General features: G+C 49.8%; 19 protein-coding genes. 9 read left to right on the forward strand and 10 right to left on the reverse strand.

From position 1 onward, the window contains the following. Positions 1–88: 88 nt before the first annotated feature. Positions 89–880 (forward strand): CsgG/HfaB family protein, encoded by a 792-nt coding sequence (locus ACN4EK_RS14425; RefSeq protein ID WP_431658653.1) that lies wholly within the window; start codon positions 89–91, stop codon positions 878–880. A 5-nt stretch (positions 881–885) separates the two neighbouring features. Here ACN4EK_RS14425 and ACN4EK_RS14430 read toward each other — a convergent pair whose 3' ends face one another. From ACN4EK_RS14430 to ACN4EK_RS14445, 4 genes are all read right to left on the reverse strand, one after another. Next, entirely contained in the window at positions 886–1,518 is a 633-nt protein-coding gene (locus ACN4EK_RS14430; RefSeq protein WP_431658654.1) for an acetoacetate decarboxylase family protein, read from the reverse strand. Positions 1,519–1,676: 158 nt separating this feature from the next. Beyond that, positions 1,677–2,426, reverse strand: coding sequence for an alpha/beta hydrolase (locus ACN4EK_RS14435; RefSeq protein WP_431658655.1), 750 nt, complete (start codon positions 2,424–2,426; stop codon positions 1,677–1,679). A 124-nt stretch (positions 2,427–2,550) separates the two neighbouring features. After that, positions 2,551–3,183, reverse strand: a complete 633-nt coding sequence (locus ACN4EK_RS14440) for an alpha/beta hydrolase (RefSeq protein ID WP_431658656.1) — start codon at positions 3,181–3,183, stop codon at positions 2,551–2,553. Positions 3,184–3,469: 286 nt separating this feature from the next. Further along, positions 3,470–5,746 (reverse strand): hybrid sensor histidine kinase/response regulator, encoded by a 2,277-nt coding sequence (locus ACN4EK_RS14445; protein WP_431658657.1) that lies wholly within the window; start codon positions 5,744–5,746, stop codon positions 3,470–3,472. Positions 5,747–6,727: 981 nt separating this feature from the next. On the opposite strand from ACN4EK_RS14445, the gene ACN4EK_RS14450 reads away from it, so the two are divergent. Next, positions 6,728–9,307, forward strand: a complete 2,580-nt coding sequence (locus ACN4EK_RS14450) for a sensor histidine kinase (protein ID WP_431658658.1) — start codon at positions 6,728–6,730, stop codon at positions 9,305–9,307. 107 nt (positions 9,308–9,414) lie between these two features. After that, complete coding sequence (locus ACN4EK_RS14455; protein ID WP_431658659.1) at positions 9,415–10,740, forward strand: PhoH family protein; 1,326 nt, start codon at positions 9,415–9,417, stop codon at positions 10,738–10,740. A 67-nt stretch (positions 10,741–10,807) separates the two neighbouring features. On the opposite strand, the gene ilvB is transcribed toward ACN4EK_RS14455, so the two are convergent. Beyond that, a complete protein-coding gene (ilvB, locus tag ACN4EK_RS14460) occupies positions 10,808–12,643 on the reverse strand; it encodes a biosynthetic-type acetolactate synthase large subunit (protein ID WP_431658660.1) in 1,836 nt (611 codons plus the stop codon). Positions 12,644–12,939: 296 nt separating this feature from the next. Here ilvB and ACN4EK_RS14465 point away from each other — a divergent pair, with 296 nt between their 5' ends. From ACN4EK_RS14465 to ACN4EK_RS14480, 4 genes are all read left to right on the forward strand, one after another. After that, positions 12,940–13,764, forward strand: a complete 825-nt coding sequence (locus ACN4EK_RS14465) for a sirohydrochlorin chelatase (RefSeq protein WP_431658661.1) — start codon at positions 12,940–12,942, stop codon at positions 13,762–13,764. A gap of 98 nt (positions 13,765–13,862) precedes the next feature. Next, positions 13,863–14,639 (forward strand): uroporphyrinogen-III C-methyltransferase, encoded by a 777-nt coding sequence (cobA, locus tag ACN4EK_RS14470; RefSeq protein ID WP_431658662.1) that lies wholly within the window; start codon positions 13,863–13,865, stop codon positions 14,637–14,639. 8 nt (positions 14,640–14,647) lie between these two features. After that, positions 14,648–15,595, forward strand: coding sequence for an RluA family pseudouridine synthase (locus tag ACN4EK_RS14475; protein ID WP_431658663.1), 948 nt, complete (start codon positions 14,648–14,650; stop codon positions 15,593–15,595). Positions 15,596–15,710: 115 nt separating this feature from the next. Next, entirely contained in the window at positions 15,711–15,953 is a 243-nt protein-coding gene (locus ACN4EK_RS14480) for a hypothetical protein (protein WP_431658665.1), read from the forward strand. 4 nt (positions 15,954–15,957) lie between these two features. On the opposite strand, the gene ACN4EK_RS14485 is transcribed toward ACN4EK_RS14480, so the two are convergent. Both ACN4EK_RS14485 and ACN4EK_RS14490 read right to left on the reverse strand, forming a co-directional pair. After that, positions 15,958–16,413, reverse strand: coding sequence for a PPC domain-containing protein (locus tag ACN4EK_RS14485; protein WP_431658666.1), 456 nt, complete (start codon positions 16,411–16,413; stop codon positions 15,958–15,960). 86 nt (positions 16,414–16,499) lie between these two features. Continuing rightward, positions 16,500–17,294, reverse strand: coding sequence for a DsbA family protein (locus ACN4EK_RS14490; protein ID WP_431658667.1), 795 nt, complete (start codon positions 17,292–17,294; stop codon positions 16,500–16,502). Between the two features lie 171 nt (positions 17,295–17,465). On the opposite strand from ACN4EK_RS14490, the gene ACN4EK_RS14495 reads away from it, so the two are divergent. Then, positions 17,466–18,176 carry a M23 family metallopeptidase gene (locus ACN4EK_RS14495; protein ID WP_431658668.1) on the forward strand — a complete coding sequence of 237 codons (711 nt, stop codon included), beginning with the start codon at positions 17,466–17,468 and terminating at the stop codon, positions 18,174–18,176. 63 nt (positions 18,177–18,239) lie between these two features. Here the strand turns inward: ACN4EK_RS14495 and ftsH are convergent, their stop codons facing one another. After that, positions 18,240–20,159, reverse strand: a complete 1,920-nt coding sequence (ftsH, locus tag ACN4EK_RS14500) for an ATP-dependent zinc metalloprotease FtsH (protein WP_431658669.1) — start codon at positions 20,157–20,159, stop codon at positions 18,240–18,242. Between the two features lie 416 nt (positions 20,160–20,575). Between ftsH and ACN4EK_RS14505 the strand changes: the two genes are divergently transcribed. After that, positions 20,576–21,121, forward strand: coding sequence for an NADPH-dependent FMN reductase (locus ACN4EK_RS14505; protein ID WP_431658670.1), 546 nt, complete (start codon positions 20,576–20,578; stop codon positions 21,119–21,121). Between the two features lie 98 nt (positions 21,122–21,219). On the opposite strand, the gene ACN4EK_RS14510 is transcribed toward ACN4EK_RS14505, so the two are convergent. After that, positions 21,220–22,839 (reverse strand): alpha/beta hydrolase, encoded by a 1,620-nt coding sequence (locus tag ACN4EK_RS14510; RefSeq protein ID WP_431658672.1) that lies wholly within the window; start codon positions 22,837–22,839, stop codon positions 21,220–21,222. A gap of 281 nt (positions 22,840–23,120) precedes the next feature. Further along, positions 23,121–23,537: a YidH family protein gene (locus tag ACN4EK_RS14515; RefSeq protein ID WP_431658673.1), complete on the reverse strand. Its 417-nt coding sequence runs from the start codon at positions 23,535–23,537 to the stop codon at positions 23,121–23,123. Positions 23,538–23,644 lie beyond the last annotated feature (107 nt).

Below are 23,644 nucleotides of genomic sequence, written 5' to 3' on the forward strand. Positions count from 1 at the left end.
GCGGTACAGCAAAGTCGGTTTTGCTGAACAATCAGGAATCACCCGGTCAGGCGTTGTTTTTAAGTCAGGGTCAACCCGTATGTTATAGATGTTGCGGTTTGAATGGCAGGATCACCTGGTTCGACCTAATTCCCTGCCACCTGATAGAGCTATATTTCCGATCGTGTTAACCATCATGACGAGAAACCAAACCATGAGAAAGCCCAGCCTCCTAACCACCTTTACTCATCTATCTTTAGGGTTACTCCTGCTTATAGGTGCCGCTACCCCCACTTTGATACCGTTGTTTGTATCGGAAAGCGCGATCGCCCAACCGGCAACTAAGAAGAAGATTGCGATCGTGGATTTTGACTTTGCGAACACCAGTGATCCCAGCTATTGGTATGCCTACCGGGGTGGTGGTGCCTCACGAGGAATGAGCGAACTGCTGACCAACAAACTGGTGAATGATGGCACGTTTGTGATCACCTCTCGCAGCGCCCTGGAAAACTATATGCGAGATCACGGGATTAGTGGCAATATTGATGAAGCGACTGCTGTGAAAATTGGTAAGGCGTTAGGGGTAGATGCGGTGATTGTTGGCTCTGTCACTCGCTTTAATGTGGAACGCAAGCGGGCAGGTGGTAGCTTTTTAGGTATTGGCGGTAGTTCTGAGAAAACTAAAGCCGTAGTGCAAGTAACGGCGCGAGCGATCGACACCAATAGCCAAAACATTATTGCCGCGATGGAAGGCTTAGGAGAAGCGGAAACGAATAGCGCGAGTGGTTCCATTCGCGGGGTGAGTGGTGGCAGCAGTAGTAGCGATACGGACGAAATTCTCAGCAAAGCTGCCGATGACGCGGTGACGAAAGTTGTCGCTCAAATGAAAACAAAGTTGTAAATCATCTAGCCAGCATGAGTCATTGGGGCGTGAATAGTCAATGATAATGGCTGGCTATACCAGGCTAACCAGGCTTGATCGCACCCCAATGAACTAAACGGACTATCCTTTGGAACGGTCAAATGACTGTCCATCCACTGCCAGTTCAGTGTTCCCTGTCCCCTAAATGTGCAGAACTGCGTCTGAATTTGACTGATAATTGGAGCGGCGATCGGAACCCGAATTCTCACCGATCGCGGTTGTCCTTGGAGTGAGCAAAGCAGACGCTCCCCTTGCTTGACCTCTACGGTCGGTCGATCGCCGCCCTGCCAGGTAAACTGCGCTAACTGTTTCGGCAACCCCCAAATCTCTCGTCCTCCCGCTACCGAGGCAGGATTATCCACATAAATGTGAGAAATCCAGGCTCCCCATTGCCAACCTTGATACACCAACCCACTGACAACAATTAACTCGTTGTATTCCAGGCAGGAGCCTTGACCATAGTTAGCAAGATACATGCTGCCCAGCGTCTTCCCAGGCAATAGGGACACAATCTTAAGATCAGCCGGAATCGTCGATCGAACCCGATCGATATCCAACCAGTGCAGGGTTTGCATCGCGTAGCCTTGCAAATGCCAGGGGGCTGAAGGGTAATGCATCGCCAGTCTTGACAATCAACACTCACACCATAACAACACCCACTTCAGTTCGCCTCTGACTTGGGAAGCAGCAAAGCGACCATAGCCACTACAAGCGCCCGTAACCTCAATATCATTAGGGTTACAGGCGGTGTTTAAGTGCTATTAGCTTCCGAGGCTCAGGGCAATGTCTCTGGCAATGAACTGGGACAACTGAGGGCTTTGAGAAAGGCATCGGTTTCCGCAAACCCCGTGGTCATGGCTTGCTGATCCTCAGCAGGAATGAGAGAGCTTTGGTTATCTCCTTCACAATCACAGATAAAGCCGCCCAGAAATTCCTTGGCTCCTTCGATGATGGGTTCCAGACGAGCCCGCACATCACCCACCACTCGGCTAACTTGACGGGCAACGGATGCCAGTCTCACCCCATCCAAATAGACCGATCGCGTCGGGTAATTCTCCAGAAATTCCAGCAGGGTTAAGCGATTGTCGGGAGCCGCAGACAGCACAAAGGCCGATCGCAAGGCCTGAATATTGGCTACCCGTTCCGGCGAATGAATCAGTTTACCCAGATGAAACAGAGCAAACTCTCCAGGGAGCGAATTAAGCGAACGATCGAGAAATCGTAGACTAACTCCTAGATCTCTGGTTAAAACTGTCCGTAGTGCCTCAGGGCTAATTCTAGCCAGACGCAGATAGGGTTGGAGCGATGACGGTGCTACACCTGTATCCGCTAAGGTTTGCAGATCACTAATTGAGATCGATCGGGCAAACGGCCCATAGGTCAAGACAAACTGTTCTGCCGCTGCTACAGGTTTAGCTGTACCGAAGCCAGCACTGACTCCCAATACCAGAGCCGCACTAATCCCGATCGCTTTAGCGATCCTCTGACGGCGGCGATCGTCAAGAGATGCAGATAATAACGTCATAATTAATTGGTATGAAGTGATGTCAGCAGAAAAACTAAGTCATTTGTGATCAGTAGGTTAAGCATTCAGGTTAGCCATCGCCATACCCCGCTTACCCACTACTGCAACTGGAATCAAACCCTGCCTAGCGGTTAGGGGTTTTGCAATCACAAATATAGTTTTGCAAGAACTCGCGTGCCACTTCTAAAGCTGGCTGAATCCGTTCTACGAATGTGCTGACATCGGTATAAACCCGCTCCAGGCTGGTTAGATCAACCCGAATATCATTGACGGGGAATCGTTCTAGCACCTCTAATAGGGAGAACGCATTGTTATCCTGATAAGCCTCAACCAATGTATTACGAAGCATCTCAATGTCCGCTCCGGCACTAGAGGTATTAATTAGCTTATCCAATTGGATCAGGACAAACTCACCCGTAGAACTCTTTAAAGTGCGTTCAACAAAGGAAGGACTAACCCGAATTTCTCTCGTTAGCAAATCTCGAATCACTTGTTGGATTCGGGGATACTTCTGGAATAGTTCTTGCAGATCACCACTGACCTGACCCGTCGTAGCAAAGTTAGCGATCGCTGAAACAGGAACGGTTGTCTGCACATCCTGGTAAGTCAGGATAATGCGATCGGCGGCATGGGCACTGGTGCCTAAAAGCACACTAGCACCGACACCGATTAAACAGCTACGGAGCCAGCGTTTGAGGCGAAATGGCTGAGAGGCAAAGGCTAAGGTAGGTTGTGCTGATTGAGACGCAAAAGACATAATTCAACTCCTCCCGGTCACACGATTAAGTTCTTATCGAAGCAATCGCTGTCACTATTAAGCGGTAATCCGCATTGGTTCCTGTATCCCTTATATCGCTGAATGTGTCAAGTTAACGCGTCATTATGTTAAGGAACAGGAACTAAATCAGACCATAGATGCGGTAGGGACAGTTTTGTCCAGAATTCCTCAGATCGTGGCAATGGAGCGGCTAACCCCACCCGGATCATCGACTACCAGCAAGCATCCCTCGCGATCGCCTTACCCTCAAGGAGCGCTACGCTAACTATTGACAATTTATGTCTAAATCCACCCTAAAACAGGTTTGTCCGGCACTACTGCTGACTTGAATCGTGCCATGCAAATGGTTGACTAAGCGTTGAACGAGTGCCAACCCTAATCCTGTACCGCCTTGCTTCCAGGGATCGCCACTGGGAATCCGGTAAAACTTATCAAAAATTCGCGCCAGTTCCTGAGTCGGAATCTCTACGCCAGAATTACTGACACTAATTTGTAGATGGGGAAATTGCATTTGAGCATGAATGGTAATCGTCCCACCAGGCGGGCTATATTTACAGGCGTTGGTTAAGAGTTCTGACAGCACCCGTTTTAGACTGCTTAGATCAGAAATAATTTCAGGTAAATCAGGCGGGATCGTAATCACTAACTGCTGTTGTCGTTCCTGTGCCCGTTGTTGATAGAGTTCAGCCACTTCTGTAATCAGTTCCGATGGTTGAATCAAATCTTGGTTGGAGCGTTGATAACCAGCCTCTAAGCGTTGCAAATCCAATAAATCATTAATCAAGCCGATTTCCCGTTCACATTCATTCCGTAAGATTTTCAGGTAGGTAAAGCCTTTGGTGGCATCAGCATTATTGACACCCGAGCGATCGCGTTGATCCCGACCTTCACCCATAAAGCGTTCTAGCATTTGAATCGCCAGCCGCATATTTGAAATTGGCGATCGCAATTCATGGGAAACTGTACTGAGAAAGTCATCCTTTAAGTGATTTAATCGCTCTAATTCCAGCACTTGAGTTTGCGCCGTTTGATACAACCTTGCCTGTCGAATGGCGATCGCACATTGATTCGCCACCTGTTGCACAAGCTGAATTTCCAGATCAGTTAACACGCGATCGGCAGGATTGATTAACCACAGATCTCCCGTCGGTTGCTCCCCATACATAATCGGGCAGGCAAACATGGCAACCTGTCCCCGTTCGGTACTGGGTGAGATCGAACAAAATTGAAAACTCTGCCCCTGTTGTAGCTGTTGATAGATCTCAGGATAACCAGACATTTCCAACACTCGCCCCTGATAGCCCGGAATCGAAGCACTATATTCCTGCACCACATTAGACACATGCTGCTCCAGGTCATACAGTGCTAAATTACAGCACCCGGCATCTAATGCCCACACCACTTCCTGAACCGCCGTTTGCAAAATTTGGCGTTCATCTAAACTATCGCGCACCCGCTCAGTAATCCGCATTAGGGTTGCCCCAAAGTCTAGCGATCGCTGAAGGGTAATAGTACGTTGTCTCAGTTCCACCATACGTTCTTCTAAAATCGTTTCTAAGTCAGCATTAAATTGCTGTACCTGCTGGTAAAACTGAGATTGGCGAATCGCGATCGCGAGATGAGTCGAGAGTTGTTGTAACAGATTCAGTTCCCAGATTTGCCAGAGCCGAGGGGTTTCCGAGTAGTGGGCAATTAATAACCCCCACAATCGATCGTCCTGAAGAATTGGCACCACAATTTTGGCACGAACCCCTAAGCGCTGAAGAAATTGAATTAACACTGGAGAAGATAATTCTGAATCAATGTGATTAATCGTCCGAATCTGCCCTTGACAGTACAACTGAAAATCATCATCAGAAATCATCTCAGACGAGTAGCACTGCCCCAAAATCGAGGTCAATCCGGCTGCTGCCGACTCCATAATCACCCGTCCCATCCGATCATCCTGAACCCGGTAGATCAGCACTCGATCGGAGTGCAGCAATTGCCGCATCTCCCAGACTGCCGTTTTCAAAATGTCATTCAGGTTTAATGATTGCCGCATCCGTTGAGCAATTCTCCAGATCAAGCGCTCTTGTTCATTGCGCCGCTCTAGCTCGATCGCCGTTTGCTGGGTTTGCAGGAGTCGTCGGACTCGCTGACGTAATACCGCCCAATGGATCGGTTTCGTGATGTAATCAGTTGCCCCGGCGGCAAAGGCGCGATCGACGGACTCATCATCATCTAAAGCGGTAATCAGTAGAATGGGCACAGATTCACTATTGGGTAATGTACGAATCCGCTCACAGCAGGTAAACCCATCCACCACAGGCATCATGGCATCCAGCAGAATAATTTGCGGCTGAAACTGTTGATAGGCAGTCAGACAATCCTCCCCATTGACAGCTTCAACAACCTGGTATCCTTCCTGTTGCATAATCTGGCTGAGCAGCATCCGCGTAGATCGATCATCATCAGCAATCAAGATCAAGCAGCTTTCAAGAGAATTAGCGGCGCTCTGAGGATTACGATTTACCATGATCTGAAGAGTGATTGCTGCCATGATCCGAAATCTGAACAGGAGAAGTTAATTGCACTTCATAACAGTAAGAATTTAGATGAATTTGGACTAAAATCATAAATCTGATCGAGGCGGAAAAATCAGGGCTCCTGACACAATTAAAGATGCTTTGCTATGCTAGCGCTTTATGGCATCAAAGCAGGATTCTATCTACTCATGGGCAGGGTTAGGTATGTTACAACTCAGTGGGCTCCTCCTCGATTAACATTGACATCATTGGCTAAATAAAAATACTTGAAAGCCTTGGTTATCGCAATAATTTAGCTGGAAAATTGCATCAGATGACAAGCATCTAAGGAGATTTTCAGGAAAATTTTTACCTTTGTAAGGACGATAGTGTCGCTATGCCATCAGGCTATACCACCATTCGCCCCTACCAAATATCGCTAATTGTCCGGTAATTTCTATTCTGGAAATCTCCTAACCAGTGACGATCGTTAGCCAAGGTAACCTCCAATTCCTAGCTTAACGGGAAAAGTGGAGAACTTCTAAAGGCAAGGTCTTGGAAGGTATTTGAAAAGTGTTAAGCACTCAGAGATCCCCCCTAACCCTCCTTTTCAAGGGGGAATCATTCTCATAGTCCCCCTTTTTTTCTAGCGTTAGCGGCGCGGAGCGCGGGGATTTAGGGGGAGCGTGTCTGTTGCGACTCGCAAAAGAACCTTTAAAACATCCTCTTAAACAATTTCTCTATACATAACCAGTTCAGGTGAATGGGGGTGGATCAATCTCTCTGCATAACGATTTGTAATAAATGATACCCTTCTATCTTTGTCTGTGAAAAATATAGGTTTAGCAGGTAGCATCCAGGAACGGGACTGAGGCTAACGCCAGAAGTCGCATTACCTAAAGATAGGCAGGATATAATTTGCTTTGTATAAATTTTATACAGTCATTTAGATTGTAGGGCAGGATGACCCCTAAGCATCACTCCACTGGATTCTGCTGGACATGGGAGGCTGGATTATGCTAGAGCACAGCGGCAATCCCTTAAGCATGGCAGGCTTCTTCATGCCGCATACCTATCCCCTTAGGCAATCACTCCTGGTCTGGCTGGATCTTGGTGCCGATAGTCTAATCGCCCTTGCCTACTATACGATCGCGATCGTCCTGCTCTATTTTGTCCGCCGTCGTCCTGACCTACCCTTTGTCTGGATATTGCTCTTATTCAGCTTAGTGATTACCGCTTGTAGTACAACTTATTTACTAGACGCATGGACGCTTTGGTATCCCACCTATGGGTTATCAGGAACTGTAAAAGCGATTACAGCCGCCATTTCCATCTATACAGCAATTCTATTGATCCAGTTAATGCCCCAAGCCTTAGCCCTGCCCAACCCAAGTCAGCTAAAGGCCACTAACCAAGAACTGGAACGAGAGGTAAGGGAACGCAAACAGGTAGAGGAACAACTCCGGAAAAGTGAAACCGCTCTGGCACAGGCGCAGGAGATTGCCCATGTGGGCTGTTGGGAGTTTGATGTCACCACACGCCAGGTCACTTGGTCAGCCGAAATGTTTCGGATTTTTGGCTTACCTTCCGAGCAACCTGCGCCCACATTTGAACAGCTCAGTGATCTGGTGCATCCGGACGATCGGGAGTACCGCGATCGCGTTGTCCAGACAGGAATAGCTACCAAGCAACCCTATGACTTCCAGTGTCGCATTGTGCGCCCTGATGGCTCGATTCGCTACACCCTGGGACAGGGACGACCCATTTGCAACGATCGGGGGGAACTCATTCGGGTATTTGGGACGACGCTCGATATTACTGACTTGAAACAAACTCAGTTGGAATTATCTCAAACCAATTCTGAGTTGCAAGCCCTGTTCAATGCCATGAATGACACGGTACTCAAGTTAGATCGCGAGGGGCGTTATCTCAAGGTAGTTGCGAACAACCCCCTGTTGTTATGTCATCCCTCTGAGCAATTAATGGGCAAGGCAATGATGGATATGTTGCCAATTGCCACAGCAACTCAGATGATAAAAGTAATTCAACAAGCGCTGGATACACAGCAAACCATTCATCTGGAGTATGATTTGGCGATTAACGGTCGAACGGTCTGGTTTTCTGCCAATGTGTCACCGCTCTCAGCCCAGGAAGTGGTATGGGTCGCCCACGATATTAGTGACCGCAAGCAAGCAGAAGAATTACTTCGACAACAAGCCGCCGCCGAGCGAGCCATTAACACTACCCTGGAACAACAAGTCCGCGATCGCACCGCCGAATTACAGCAGTCCTTGGAATTTGAAGCCCTCCTCAAGCGAATTACCGATAAAGTTCGCGATAGTTTAGATGAACATCAAATTTTGCATACAGTCGTCAACGAGTTGGGAACTGGGTTGCAAGTAGAGTGTTGCGATACAGGCATCTATAACTCAGAACTAACCATCTTTACAGTTGCCCATGAATACAATCTATCGCTGCCTTCGATCCAGGGACAACAATTCACTCTAGAGGATAACCCTTGCCCTGAAGTCTATCAGCAATTATTTCAGGGGCAATGTACCCAATTTTGTTTTACTGCTGTGGATCAGGTGCGGTTGCAAGCCGAGCGTTATGCGGTGTTGGCCTGTCCACTTTTGGATGATCAGGGGGTGTTAGGAGATTTATGGCTATTTAAACAGCCGCACATCAGTTTTAATCATTTAGAAATTCGGTTAATCCAACAAATTGCCAACCAATGTGCGATCGCCATTCGGCAGGCAAGGTTGTATCAAACGGCGCAAACTCAAGTGCTGGAATTAGAGCGATTAAATCACTTAAAGGATGACTTTCTCAGTACGGTTTCCCATGAATTACGCACACCAATTTCTAATGTCAAAATGGCGATTCAAATGTTAGAACTGACCTTATTTCAAGCTCGCCGTCAGGATGGCGCAGCATCATCCCTGACTGAGCCAGCAACTGGCGATCGACCTGCCCCGTCCGACAGCCCCCGGCAACTACGATCAGGCTTGAACGCGATCAAGGTCGATCGTTACTTTCAAATCCTCAAAGATGAATGTGAACGCGAAATTAGCTTGATCAATGATCTACTGGACTTAACCCGCCTGGAATCCGGGACAGATCCGTTAATCCTGGTTGAGATTGATTTAACCCAGTGGTTAGCCGAGATTGCCAGACCCTTTGAAGGACGAATTGCCCAACAGCAGCAACGCTTAGAACTTGATGTTTCAGAGGATCTGCCCATCTTAGTCAGCGATCGCTCCCATCTCGAACGCATTCTGATGGAATTACTGAATAATGCCTGCAAATATACTCCGGCAGGAGAAACGATTCGCATTCTTGCCAGAACCCAACCCAACGCTGTCATCCAATTGCAGGTCAGTAACACTGGCGTAGAACTTCCAGCCGATGAGCGCGATCGGATTTTTGATAAATTCTACCGGATTCCCAATCATGATCCCTGGAAACATGGTGGTACGGGACTGGGCTTAGCGTTGGTACGACGGTTAGTAGAACAGTTGGGGGGAGCTATTTACGTCGAGAGTGCCAATCAGGAAGTTAGGTTTGTGGTGGAACTGAGTGATACCATTTCGTAGAATCGTTGCACTCCTGCAACATACCGCCCAAAACCGACAACGGCGATGTAGAGTCGATTTATCATGCTAAAAACCTGATGTGACGCTGGTTCGCTGAGGAGCGGGTTATGAAGAAAGTCTTTGTTCTTGATACCAATGTATTGTTGCATGATCCCACGGCAATCCTGCGGTTTAAGGACAACGATGTGGTCTTGCCCATCACGGTGATTGAGGAATTGGATCGGTTTAAAAAACAACCCGAAGTGACCGGACGCAATGCCCGTCAGGTTTCCCGCAGCTTAGATACCCTCCGTCAACAGGGCAGCTTAACCAATGGCATTGCCTTAAAGTCGGGTGGGATGTTACGAGTTGCCCTCTGTCATCGGGAAACCCTGGCAGAACTTCCGGCAGAACTGGAGGGCGATCGCGGAGACAACGCCATTTTGGCATTAGCGTTAGAGTTGAAACGGCACTGTGACTGTCCGGTGGTTGTCGTCAGTAAGGACACCAATCTGCGGATTAAAGCCGATGCCTTAGAGTTAGCTGCCGAGGATTATGAAACTGATAAAGTTGATGTAGATGAACTATATACCGGTACAGCGGAGGTATTAGTAGACTCTGCGGCGATCGAGCAATTTTATCAACAGAGTAGCCTCACCCTCGACGGTGAATTTTTTTCCAATGAAGCATTAACCCTGGTAGATACCGCCAATCCTACCCATACCGCTTTGGGCATTGTGGATGCCGCCAGCCAGCAAATTGTCCCCTTATTCAAGCTCCCCCACAGCGGCGTATCCCGGATTCATGCCCGCAACCGGGAACAGAAATTTGCCTTTGAGTTGTTACTGCGGGATTCCATTCAACTCGTCACCCTGGTGGGTCGAGCCGGTACTGGAAAAACCCTGCTGGCGATCGCGGCAGGCTTACACAAGGTTGCGGATGAACGGCTCTATAGTCGGCTATTAATCTCCCGTCCGGTCGTACCGATGGGTCGCGATTTGGGATTTTTGCCTGGAGATGTCAACGAAAAACTGACTCCCTGGATGCAGCCTCTTTATGACAACTTCGATTTAATTTTGGGAACTCAGGATCGATCAGACAAACCCAGTTACCGCCGACGCGGCTACGAGGAATTAATGGAACATGGCTTAATTCAGATCGAGCCATTAACCTACATTCGGGGTCGTACCATTCCCAAGCAATTTCTGATTGTGGATGAAGCCCAAAATCTCACACCGCACGAAGTTAAAACCATTTTGACCCGAGCCGGAGAAGGCACCAAGATTGTTTTGACTGGCGATTTAGATCAAATTGATAATCCCTATGTGGATGCTGCCAGCAATGGCTTAACCTATGTGGTGGAACGGTTTAAGTCAGAGCCTTTAGCCGGACATATCACCTTAGTTAAAGGCGAACGATCGCCCCTGGCCGAGCGGGCAGCGTTGCTGTTGTAATCCCTGTTCATAATAAAGGGTGAGCCACTTGCCCACCCCATGAACCACTAGAATCGCCAAGCGATTTCTACAACTTTGTGCCGCACTCGGGACAGAATTTGTTGGTAGACATATTCTTTGCCCCACAATGGCTACATTGCACCACTTCCGGCAGCTTCTCTAGCTTCTTATGTTCCGGTAGACCCACCATCTGAGCATTGCTCTTTCCGGGAGCCACCATCGGGTAGCAGTTTTCATCTTTCCGCACCCGCACCTCTACAATTACCGGCCCATCGTGTGCCAGCATTTCGGCAATTCCTGCCGTCAGTTCATCCCGCGATTGAATCACGATCCCCTTTAAGCCATAGGCTTCGGCAAGTTTGGGAATATCCGGCATCCCAGATTGCATATTCGAGGACGAGTAGCGTTCCCCATAGAAAGCCTGCTGCCACTGGCGCACCATCCCTTGCCAACCGTTGTTGATAATTACGGTTTTGACTTTGATGTTGTACTGTGCCAGGGTTCCCAATTCCTGTAAGTTCATTTGGAAACTGGCATCGCCACTGACACAGATCACGGGCTCATCGCCAACCGCCATTTTTGCCCCCATGGCGGCGGGAACCCCAAAGCCCATTGTGCCTAACCCCGCACTGGAGATCCACCGACGGGGAGCATTTTTGAGGAACTGGGCTGCCCACATTTGATGCTGACCCACATCGGTTGTGTAATAGGCATGGGGGGCTTGGGTTGCCAATTCCACGATCACTTCCTGGGGCGACAGGCTATCGGCATAGTGGGGCACTTCCAGCGGGTATTCCTCCCGCCAGCGATCGATCCGCTTTACCCATGCCGCATTCCGGTGGGGATCTACGACATCGCCATCATCAACACTGCGCTTGAGCAATTCCTGCAAGACATTTTTCACATCCCCGACGATCGGCACATCGGGAGCCCGATTTTTACCAACCTCGGCGGGATCGACATCAATGTGAATTACTTTAGCGCGGGAAGCAAATTCATCCAGTTTGCCGGTAACCCGATCGTCAAACCGCGCCCCTACGGCAATCAAGAGGTCGCATTCCATCACCGCGAAGTTAGCATAAGCCGTCCCATGCATTCCCAACATGCCAACCGAGAGCCGATGGTGCTCATCAAACGCCCCAATCCCCATCAATGTCGTCGTTACAGGCAGATTAAAGCGCTCGGCTAATTCCTGCACTTCCGCATGGGCATTGGCTGCGATCGCGCCGCCGCCAACATACAGCAACGGTTGGGTCGATTCGTGAATCAGCTTCAGAGCATTGGCAATCTGGCGGGGATTGCCCTTCACCGTTGGACGATAGCCCGGCAGCTTCACACTACCCGGTTCCACGGGCTCATAATCAAACTCTTCCAGCGCTACATCCTTAGGCACATCAATTAACACAGGCCCCGGACGACCCGTACTAGCGATATAAAAGGCTTCTGCCACAATCCGAGCCATATCGCGGGGATCGCGAACCACATAGGAATGCTTGACGATCGGCAGCGTAATCCCGTAAATATCGGTTTCCTGAAAGGCATCTGTGCCGATCGCGCCTCTAGCCACCTGCCCGGTAATCACCACCATGGGAATCGAGTCCATGTGTGCCGTAGCAATTCCCGTGACTAAATTAGTCGCACCCGGGCCGGAAGTGCCAAAGCAGACCCCGACTTGCCCCGTCGCCCGAGCATAACCATCGGCAGCATGGGCAGCCCCTTGTTCGTGCCGCACCAGAATATGTTGAATCCCACCTTCGGCTTCCGCCTTGTAGAGTTCATCATAAATCGGCAGAATTGCTCCGCCGGGATAACCAAAAATATGTTTCACACCATGACGCTTCAAGCTATCAATCAATGCGAAACCACCCGACGCCCGTTTTACAGCCACACGTTGGAGTTGCACAGGAGACCCTCACCAAACCTTAACTAGAGTTTTTGTATCCAATGATGCATCAGAGCCCAGAACTTAAGTCTAGACCCGATCGCGATCCCTGTCGAGAGGATTTAAACGAAAATGAAGTGCCTTCGATCCCTTATCCTACCGGCATTAGGGGACATTCTCGGGTTAAACAGGTCAACATCTGCTAACACTAGTCAGGCATTTTCAGTCCATTAGTTAACATGGGATTAGTCTGCGCCCAGCCATATCAGGCGTTAGGATCAGAAAAACACACTGATTTTTTTAAGGTTTTCGTCGCCTTGCCACATTCTCCCGCCTATTTGTTGGTTTTTCATGGTAGCCGTGACCCGCGTTCTCAGGCAGCGGCGATCGCCTTAACGGAATTGTTCCGGCAACGCATTCACTATGCAGGGCATCCGATGGGCATGGGTGGCGTAGAACGATCGTCATCAAGTTATGCTGCCCTCACCTCCAGTAGTTTTGGAGCGCCAACCTTAGCCGCCCCAGAACAGTCCAGATTGCCGCTTGTGGGTACTGCCTTTCTGGAATGTACGCCAATTCCTCTCCATCAGCAGATTGCCGAATTTGTCCAAAACCAGGAAGTGGCTCATCTGCGGGTTCTGCCTGTCTTTCTATCCCCCGGTGTGCATGTGATGGAGGATATTCCCACCGAAGTGGCGATCGCTCAACCAACCCTGGCAGACACGGTAACAATCACCATTGCGCCTTATCTGGGCACCCATGCCAGATTACGTCGCCTGTTAACTGAACGCATGTCCTTACTCCCAATGCAAGCCTGGATTCTGATGGCCCATGGCAGTCGTCGTCCGGGAGCGAATGCCGCAATCGCCACGATCACAGAGCATCTGGGCGCGGTGGCTGCCTACTGGCTCACCCCCCCTAGTTTGCAATCTCGCTTAGAAGAACTCCAGCAGGTGGGATGCCGTACTATTGGGATCTTGCCGTATTTTCTGTTTCCCGGCGGCACAACGGATGCGATCGCAACGATGCTGACCCAACTTTCGCCGCAATTTCCCGATTTGCACCTGCACCTGACTCCCCCGTTAGAAGCAAGCCCAGAATTGGCAGACTTACTGATAGAGCTAGCCGTTCGCCAGCTTTAATCGCCACCGCAACGTTATCCATTAACAGTTGCCCCTCAACTGCCCAACTATGCTGGGGTGAGTGGTTGACCATTGAATTAGTTTCCCGCCGCGCATTTATGACACAAATTGGTAAGGTTTACTTGGTTGGTGCAGGTCCCGGTGATCCAGGGTTATTGACGTTGAAAGGTAAAGCGCTATTAGAGTGTGCTGATGTCGTGGTCTACGATGCCCTGGTAAGTGCGCCGATTTTAGCCATGATTAATCCTGCCGCCGAGCAAATCAATGCGGGTAAGCGTAAGGGCATGCACTCGATGATGCAGGAGGAAATTACCCAACTCCTGATTGAGAAAGCCCAAACGGCTACGATCGTCGTGCGCTTGAAAGGGGGCGATCCGTTCATTTTTGGACGAGGGGGCGAAGAAATGCTCGATCTGGTCGCTGCCGGAGTCCCGGTAGAAGTTGTCCCCGGCATCACCTCTGGCATTGCCGCACCCGCCTATGCTGGAATTCCGTTAACCCATCGATCGCATAGTTCCTCGGTTACGTTTGTCACGGGACATGAAGGAGCCGGAAAATATCGTCCCGCCGTCAACTGGCAAGCCTTAGCCCATGGTTCGGAGACGATCGTCGTTTATATGGGCATTCACAATTTGGCGTATATTGTGGAGCAACTACAAACAGCAGGATTGCCGCCCGACACTCCCGTTGCCTTAGTCCGATGGGGCACCCGTCCAGAGCAGGCGGAACTCACGGGCACCTTAGCCACGATCGGGCAACAGGTCGAAACCACCAACTTTGGCGCTCCCGCGATCGCGATTATTGGTACAGTCGTTAATCTGCATGGACAACTGGCAAATTGCCGTCCTGTCCTTCCCGACCAGATTAGCTTTTAGGATAGCGTGTGTCTGTAACGATTGATTTGTGGGTAGAAGAAGATGGCGATCGCCTGGATGCCTATTTAGCCGATCAGTTACCAGAAATTTCGCGATCGCGAATTCAAAAACTGATTAGTGAACAGCAGGTTTGGCTGAATGGAGCCATTTGTACCTCGAAAAAGGCTGCCGTTCATAGCGGCGATCGGCTGCAAGTGACGTTACCCGATGCCACTCCCCTCGATATTCAACCGGAACCGATTCCTCTGGATATCCTGTATGAAGATGACCAAGTATTGATTCTGAATAAACCTGCCGGATTGGTCGTGCATCCCGCTCCTGGACATACCAGCGGCACGTTAGTGAATGCACTACTCTGGCATTGTCGGACTCCAACCGGCGAGAGTACCCTGTCGGGCATTGGCGGAGTGCAGCGTCCCGGCATTGTGCATCGCTTAGACAAAGATACCAGTGGCGCGATCGCGATCGCTAAAACCGATCTGGCTCACCAACACCTGCAACATCAGTTTCAAACCAAAACCGCCCGACGCAGTTACCTGGCAGTAGTGTATGGTGCGCCCACTACCGAACAGGGTACGATCGAAGCCCCAATTGGACGGCATCCTGTCGATCGCAAGAAAATGGCGATCGTTCCGGAGACGAAAGGCGGACGACCAGCCGTGACCCATTGGCAAATTCGGGAGCGGTTAGGCAATTTCACCCTGATTAACTTTGACCTGGAAACTGGACGCACCCATCAAATTCGCGTACATACCGCTCATATTGGACATCCGATCGTCGGTGATCCGGTCTATGGTTCCGGGCGATCGCTCGGTGTTAATCTGACTGGACAGGTACTCCATGCCTGGCGCTTACGCTTGCAGCATCCGGTGTCGGGAGTGGCGATCGCGGTAGAAGCTCCCTTACCTCAGACATTTTTGACCTTGTTAGAAATCCTCCGTAAACGATCGCGCTAAACCACTCTGGAGATGGATAGGCATTACTATCTCCTGATGGAGGTTATGGTTCTGGCTCCCCTGATAGTTTGTAGGCAAGAAATTTATATCAAACCGATTTAGTAAGGAGGTTGTCATGTTTGAAGCATTCGCTAATTTTGGGTCATTGGCAAAGGTATTGGAACCGTCAGTGCCATTAAACGATCGCGTTTTAGAAACCGCCTACGAGCTATATCTCCAGGCTCCCCAAGCCAGCAGCCCGATGATTTGTTTGCATGAGTTATCCCGGAAAACGGGCAGCAGTTTGTGGGAATGCCGGAATGCGATCGTTGCCGCGAATAAAGCCGGACGATTCCCCAACTGTTCCCTGTCTTCATAACGGCTTACAGGGGTTTGAGGAGAGTAACTTTCAACGTAAACGAGCCACCTGCCACTTCCCCAAACGATCGCACCCGAATATAGTACGTGCCCGTTTTGGTAATCCGAATAAATAACAACGAATTGGTGCTACCATCCGGCCCATCATCATTTTCGGCAATGGTAGACCCATCTCCCGCAATCAAACTAACAATGCTATCGAAGTTATCCGAAGCCAGGTCGATCGCCAATTGGCTACCAGCCGTTAATTGCATCACATAATCCCTGGCAAATCCCCCCTGCCCCGTCGGCATATCCTGATTTGAGAGTTTGTCAGAAACTGGCTTGCCTGGAGTCAGGGGAATGGGATTATAAAACCGGGATTGCGCGATCGCTGCCAGCGCATCCGTTCCCCAGAGCAAGAGAGTCAATGGCACAGCCCAAACTAACGAAGACCATCTGGCAGCCACAAATTGAGTCATGAACGAAGCACATCCTCATCAGCAACACTCCGTCACATTATGAAGGCGAATGCTCCAGAACGAAAGCTTGAGGAATAGTGGTGCTGTTAACGCTCTTGCCCAGTCCCCGCCAAGGCGGCTTCTAATTCAGACACCTGTACCGCACCAGAAAAGGCTTGTCCGTTCATGACAAAGAAGGGAGTGCCATCGACCCCGAGTTGCTCTGCCAGGGCGATATCTTGCTCGATCGCAGCCGTTGCCGCCGCACTAGCGCGATCGCGGTCAAACTTGGCTATATCGAGTTTAAGGGATCGGGCAATTTCGCCATAGAGAGCATCCCCCAGCCGGGATTGTTGCTCAAATAACGCATTGTGATATTCCCAGAATTTGCCCTGTTGACCTGCCGCCCAGGATGCTTTCGCTGCTGGCATTGCCTCAGGATGAATCGACACTAACGGGAAGTGTTTAAACACCAATGTCACGCGATCCTGATGTTTCGCCATGAAGTCTTTCAAGGTCGGCTGAGCTTTAGCACAGAAGGGACATTGGAAATCGGAAAACTCCAGCAGTACCGTCTTAGCCGGTTTAGCCCCCGTCGTCGGTGATTGAGCAATTACCGCCTGGGGGTTCGTTTTCAGGTTTTGCAAAAATGCCTGCCGCGCTTGTTCCTGAGCTTGTTGCTGTTTTCGCTGATAGGAGCGTACCGACTCCAGAATCACCTCGGGATTTTCTCGAATGATCTGTAATACCTGTTCCTTCAACTGCGGATTAATTTGACTACTTGCCCGCAAGGGAAATAACCAGATGCCCAACAGCACACAGACGATCGTCACCACAATCCCAATCAATTTGCCCGGAGTAGCGAGTGCCCGTACCTGTTGCCCAAACCCCGATCGTCTCATGCCTGGTTCTCTCCTGTTAGGTTGCCTTTTGATAATAGATCTCTCCTGTCCCACCCATTCATCCTACCCATTGACTACCCCGAAAAAATTTGGTTTCGCTGCCAGGAAGCTGGAGTACCATACAGCCAGTGAATTGCCATTTGGACAGTCATTTGGATTGATCTTTCGCCCATGCCATATCAAAAACTGATTCAGAAGCTGCCTCAGATTATCCAGTCGTTTGCCTGCGATCGCAGGTTCCCCTGCCGACCCCTGCAACGACCAAAAGCAAGCTTACGGATTGGACAATTGGTAGTTGTAGGGATGAGCTTGCTCAGTTTGTTCACCTTTAGTACCCGGCAAACCTTCGTCGTCGCCACCGAATCCCACCCCCAACCAATCGCTTTAGGTAATTGGCAGGGAGCCTCCTTTCCCGTAGAAAACTTCCAGCTTTATACCTCTCCCTTTGGCTTGCGGCAAGCTCCGGACGGTTCCTATACCCAGGAATACCATCGTGGTCTGGATATGGCGGCTCCGGAAGGCAGCTATATCCGCAACTGGTGGACTGGTAAAGTCGTTGAAGTTTCGGATGATTCTGCCTGCGGCACTTCCGTCGTGGTGGAGTCGGGACAGTGGGAACATATATACTGCCACATGCGCGGTCATGTCGAAAGTGCCAATGGGGGACGGTACATGATCGATCGCGACGGCGGCATCCAAATCTGGGAAGGTCAAACAGTGCAGGCTGGGGTGCGGATTGGGCGAGTCGGCATGACCGGACGCACCACGGGGCCCCATTTACATTGGGGCTTGAAGTATGGCGGTCAATGGGTTGATCCTGCCCTGGTACTGCGAGCGATGTATGCCGAACAAACCGGGCAGGGTCGAGTCAGCCGTAAGTAACTATGGATAGTAGGGGCGATTCGCCAATCGCCCTAGACAGGATTACGCCCTCTCCCAGCTTTATCAAGAAGGTGAAGATGACACTTCGATCGCGGGGTGCTGTGCCTGGTATTCGGCTACGAGGTTGCGGAACACATCCCCATCGATCGTTTCCTGATCCAGCAACATTTCGACCAGGCGATCGATTAAGGGACGGTGTTCGCGAATGATCCGCCGCGCTTCTTCATGGCAACGGAAAACGATCGCCCGAATTTGGTGGTCAATTTTAGTAGCCACTTCTTCCGAATATTCGGCGGGACGCGGCATCCAATCCCGTCCCAGGTAAACTTCACCACCGGAAGTTTCCAGGGCTAAGGGCCCCAGATCGGACATGCCGTAGCGTGTCACCATTTCCCGGGTGTAGTAGGCGACCGCCTGAATATCTCCTGATGCGCCTTTCGTCACCTCATCGTGACCGAACACTTCCTCTTCCGCCGCTCTGCCACCCAGGGACATGGTAATCCGATCGACTAACTGTGCCCGACTCAGCAACCCATCATCCAAACTTTCCTCATTCGGCAGGGATTTAGCAAAGCCACCCAAGCCACCGGAACGGGGAATAATCGTGACTTTATCCAGTGGATCACAATGCTTCAACAGGGTCATTAACAGCGCGTGACCCACTTCATGATAGGCAATCAGCCGTTTCTTCTTGCTATCCAGTAAGGGAGTCAGCGTTAACCCGATCGTCACCCGATCGATCGCATCATCAATTTCCAGCATCCCGATCGCTTCCTTGCGGCGACGGGCGGTGAGAATTGCCGCTTCATTGAGCAGGTTCGCCAACTCCGCTCCCGAGAAGCCCGGAGTCCGACGAGCCACAGCTTCCAGCGATACTTCTGGATCTAAGCGCTTATTCCGAGCATGGACTTCCAAAATTTGTAGTCGCCCTTTGTAGGTAGGCAGATCCACCATCACCTGGCGATCGAAGCGACCGGGGCGCAATAATGCCGAGTCCAGCACATCCGGACGGTTGGTTGCGGCAATAATGATAATCCCAGTATTACCCTCGAACCCATCCATTTCCGTCAGCAATTGGTTCAGGGTTTGTTCCCGCTCATCGTTACCGCCACCAATCCCAACGCCCCGTTGCCGACCAACCGCATCAATTTCATCAATAAAGACAATACAGGGCGCATTTTCTTTGGCTTTCTTGAACAAATCCCGAACACGAGATGCCCCTACCCCGACAAACATCTCGACAAACTCAGACCCAGAGATGCTAAAGAAGGGAACACCCGCTTCACCCGCGATCGCTTTGGCTAACAGCGTTTTCCCAGTGCCGGGTGAACCCACCAGCAGTACACCTTTGGGAATCCGGGCACCCACTGCCGTAAATTTCTCTGGCTTTTTCAGAAAAGTGACAACTTCTTGCAGTTCTTCCTTGGCTTCCTCAATCCCGGCCACATCATCAAACATCACGCCCGTTTTAGCTTCCATTTGGAACCGAGCGCGAGACTTGCCAAAGCTCAATGCCTGACCGGGCCCACCGGGAGCATTCGTCGATCGCCGAATAATCAGTAACAAACCACCAATCAACAATAAAAACAACAACAGGTTTGCCAGCAGCCCCATCACCATGCTGTTATCTGCCGTGGGTCTAACTTCCAACGGCACATCATTGGCAACAGCGGCTTTGGTAATCTCCTCGTAGTTGTTAAACAGTAAAATTTCTTCTTCCCGAGTCGGATCGCCAGGATTCTGCCCTTCCAGAGTAATTCTGGCGCTATGCTGCACTGGATCGACCTTAATGCTAGTCACCTCACCCGCATTAATTTTTAACAGCAGGTCACTGTAACTCATTTTGGTGGGGCTGTTCGCCATCACTGGCAAACTCAGCATGACTCCTTGAGCAATCACACAGATGGTGGTGATTAATCCTTTGGTTGCAGAAACCCGCAGTGGTTGTTGCTTCATCAATGCTTTTGTCCAGAACCGTTTCATAGTAATTGTTTGTCGCCTGCTGTCCGACCCGACCACTCATCTCAGGTGTTCTAGACTAACCTGGCAAGGAGCGGGAAGGGTATCTAGAAATCTAGTGTAACTTTCTTCTCTGGGAGTTGACCGTTGACAATGCGGAGGAATTAACTGATCGCGGTGGAAATGATGCCTATTGACTTCACAATTCCAACACGCCCGTTCTACCGATCGAGGAATTGACAAAAATTAATTTACTTCGTTAGACTAAACGTAGTCGTTACGAGTTTGCTTTAACGGATCACAGTTTCGGATTGTGATGGTAGAAATTACCAGGAATGACCCTCACTGACAGCAGTGTTCGCCCCCTCGCCCCCAATTCTGGGGAGAACATGTAGTGCATTCATTCAAGAACGGCTGTAGAACAAATAGGACTTCTAATCATGGTTAAATTTGTAGGGATTGCCGGTAGCCTGCGACCTGACTCCCATAGCCAACAAGCCTTACACCTGACCGCTCGCCGGCTAGAGGCATTAGGCGCATCGGTAGAAATTTTGGATTTGCGAGAATTGCAACTGCCGTTTTGTGATGGTAGCGACGAATATCCCGATTATCCTGATGTCACCCGGTTACGATCGGCGTTTCAGCAGGCAGATGGCTTGATCTTGGTAACACCGGAATACCACGGTAGTGTCAGTGGAGTGCTGAAAAATGCCTTAGATCTGATGAGTTTTGATCAGTTATCTGATAAAGTTGCCGGACTGATCAGCATTCTGGGCGGACAATCCAACAGCAATGCTTTAAATGATTTACGCACGATTATGCGGTGGGTACATGCCTGGGTGATCCCTGACCAGATTGCGATCGGGCAGGCATGGCAAGCCTTTACCCCCGAGGGTGATTTGCGGGATGAAAAACTATCCCAACGCCTCGATCGCTTTGTTGAAAGCTTGCTCCAAACCACCCAACGGTTACGAGAAGCGGCTTAATGCTGTTTGTGGGGTTAGGTTATTTAGGCTGGCTCAACCTGCCCCCAGCCAACTAACCTAGCGGATTCCACAATGCCAACAGATTCATGGTCGTCTTCCTACTCTATTAAACTGCCGTGTTTGGCTCTGAATTCGGTCAGCGCTTGCTTGAACGCATCATTAGATTTGTGGCTAATGACAAATACTTTGAAATGCTGATTACGGCTTAAATACGCGGCATAGGAGGATTGCATATAGGGCTGATAGCGGAGATCGTTGACTAAGTGGGTTTTAAAGAATGCCACTAACATGCCATCAGCATAGTCGCGGAGCAAATCAGGATGGGCTAGTTTAAGCCCCGGAATTGAATTCAGCATGTTCGTTACCCCAGCATCTAATTGAGCCAAGTTAACATGGGCTTGCCCTTCCACCAGTGCCAGGTACTTCGTTGGTGAAGCCAGTGCTGGAAATGACCGAGCTTGCTCAAACACAGTGGGGGTAGCTGGGTCATCACTCCCACCGACAATAAACGTGGGAATTTGAATTTGCCCTAGTCCTTGAGGGCCGAAAATGCCGTAATTCACCGGGTTGGCGGCAAATACAACTTTCACTCGTTCATCCCGAAAATTATAGTGTTCTCGCGGTAACTGCAACGCTCGACATTCCAGCAGGAGGGCGGTATCTAAATAGGCAAATGGACGATCGCAGGCTTGCTGTAGATGCTTAAAGTCAATGGTTGCACCTGCCACCGCTAACACCCCATAGCCCCCAAAGGAATGTCCTGCTACTCCCACAGATTGCAGATCTAAGTTACCCCCAAACTCTGTCTGATGGCGGCGTTCCAGTTCATCAATCACGTAGCTCAGATCTTTGGGTCGATCAATAAACTCACTGTCCAGAAAGTATGACTTGGATAGCCCTTGTTGAAGCTTTTGTACCTGTTCGGTATCGCTACCTGGATGTTGGGGTAGTGCCACTACAAAACCATAGGATGCCAGTTGTTGGGCTTTTTCCACAAAATCTTCCGGTCTAGAACCTAGCCCATGCGACAAAATGATCACCGGCATCTTTCCTAGCGGTAACGGTTCCGGCTGCACCACAATCACATAGAACTGGCGATCGCGGCTTTGATCATGGAGCACCCAGCGTTGTTGGCGAGTTTGGTAAGAACCTGGCTGACGTAAATCGGGCATAGAGGCATAATCCAATGTACTGCTTGCTGCCTCGTTCGCCGAAATTTTTGCCATCTTGCCGATAAAGAAGTCGGTTGCCTGAAGCACTTTCTCCAGCTTCTTAACCCCTTGTAGACCTAGCCCAATATCCAGGTAGAGATTGGTAGGATACTTGTTGATAAAATTCAGGAGGGTTAAGCCGTCAGGGTCGAGTGCAGACATAATTAATGCTGACCGCAACGCATGCATCCCGTTGCCTTGCTGAGGGACTTGAACGTATCGCCCAATGCTAGTTAGGATTGTTTCACCTAACTCGCTATAAAACAGGCGCGAGAGCAAAACGGGATCCAGGTTCAACCGGGCTGTTAAGGCTTTACGAAATTCCTGCTGCGTCTTGGTATCGGCTTTTGCCAATTTGAAATAGAACTCTAGATCTGAGTTAATCGTGCCATCTTGAGCAAAGACATTTAATGAACTCACCTGCACAGATTGTACGAATGAACCGTAAAAGAACGTGAGTTTCTCAGCCGCTTGACCTGGAAGTGCTGTCAATAGTGCTGAAAGCATACCCAATGGCAAGGAGCGGCATGGCTTCCAGCAACAGAACCGCCGGAAGATAATCTGAGCTTTAACCAGTGACTTCAACAAGGGAGTTTCCATAGTGCCAACATCGATCGCATAGCTATACAGACTCAGCTTTAAACTTTGCCTGAAGAAATTTTCAGATTTTAGCAGCGAACGTAAATGTTAGGTAGAAACCATCATTTCCATAGGCTCGCTACCTATCTGGATACCCTTTATTCTCGTCAAAGCGCTCGAATCTATCTTGTCATTTCATGCCAGGATCGTTAAACATTAATGGCTTTGATTAACACACCCAGGAAACTAACTAACCCTACCAACAGCAACGCGAACCCCACAATCTCCGTAGTTCTAGAACTGCTATACATAAAGCGATCGCTCTGAATTCGCTTCAGCATATAGTGATGTTCTTTCAGGGCAGTCGCTATCGCAAACATACCAATGCTAATAAAAGCCAGTCCAACGGCGTTGGTAACATGGTGAGGGTTAAAATATGCTCCTACCCGAGTTGCTTCCAGCGTTCTGACGATCGTGGGAATACCGAAGCCAAAGCCAATTAAGGAAAGAGAAGTCCGAATCCATGCCATTAAAGTGCGATCGGCGGCGGCACGTGTCCGTTCTTTGGCTAACTCATTATTCAGGTTATAGGGTTCTGGTTCAGGAACGTTAGAAGAGGGTAGCATAGGCGCGATCTAGATTGATTAATTTTCGTTGGGATTAGTGATTGCTAGAGGATGACTTTGCTCTGCCACTTTCATTTCTTCAGCTAGTTCCTTACAAAGAAAGATAT

Origin of the sequence: Pantanalinema rosaneae CENA516 (genome assembly GCF_050753385.1) — a bacterium.
Lineage (GTDB): Bacteria > Cyanobacteriota > Cyanobacteriia > Leptolyngbyales > Leptolyngbyaceae > Pantanalinema > Pantanalinema rosaneae.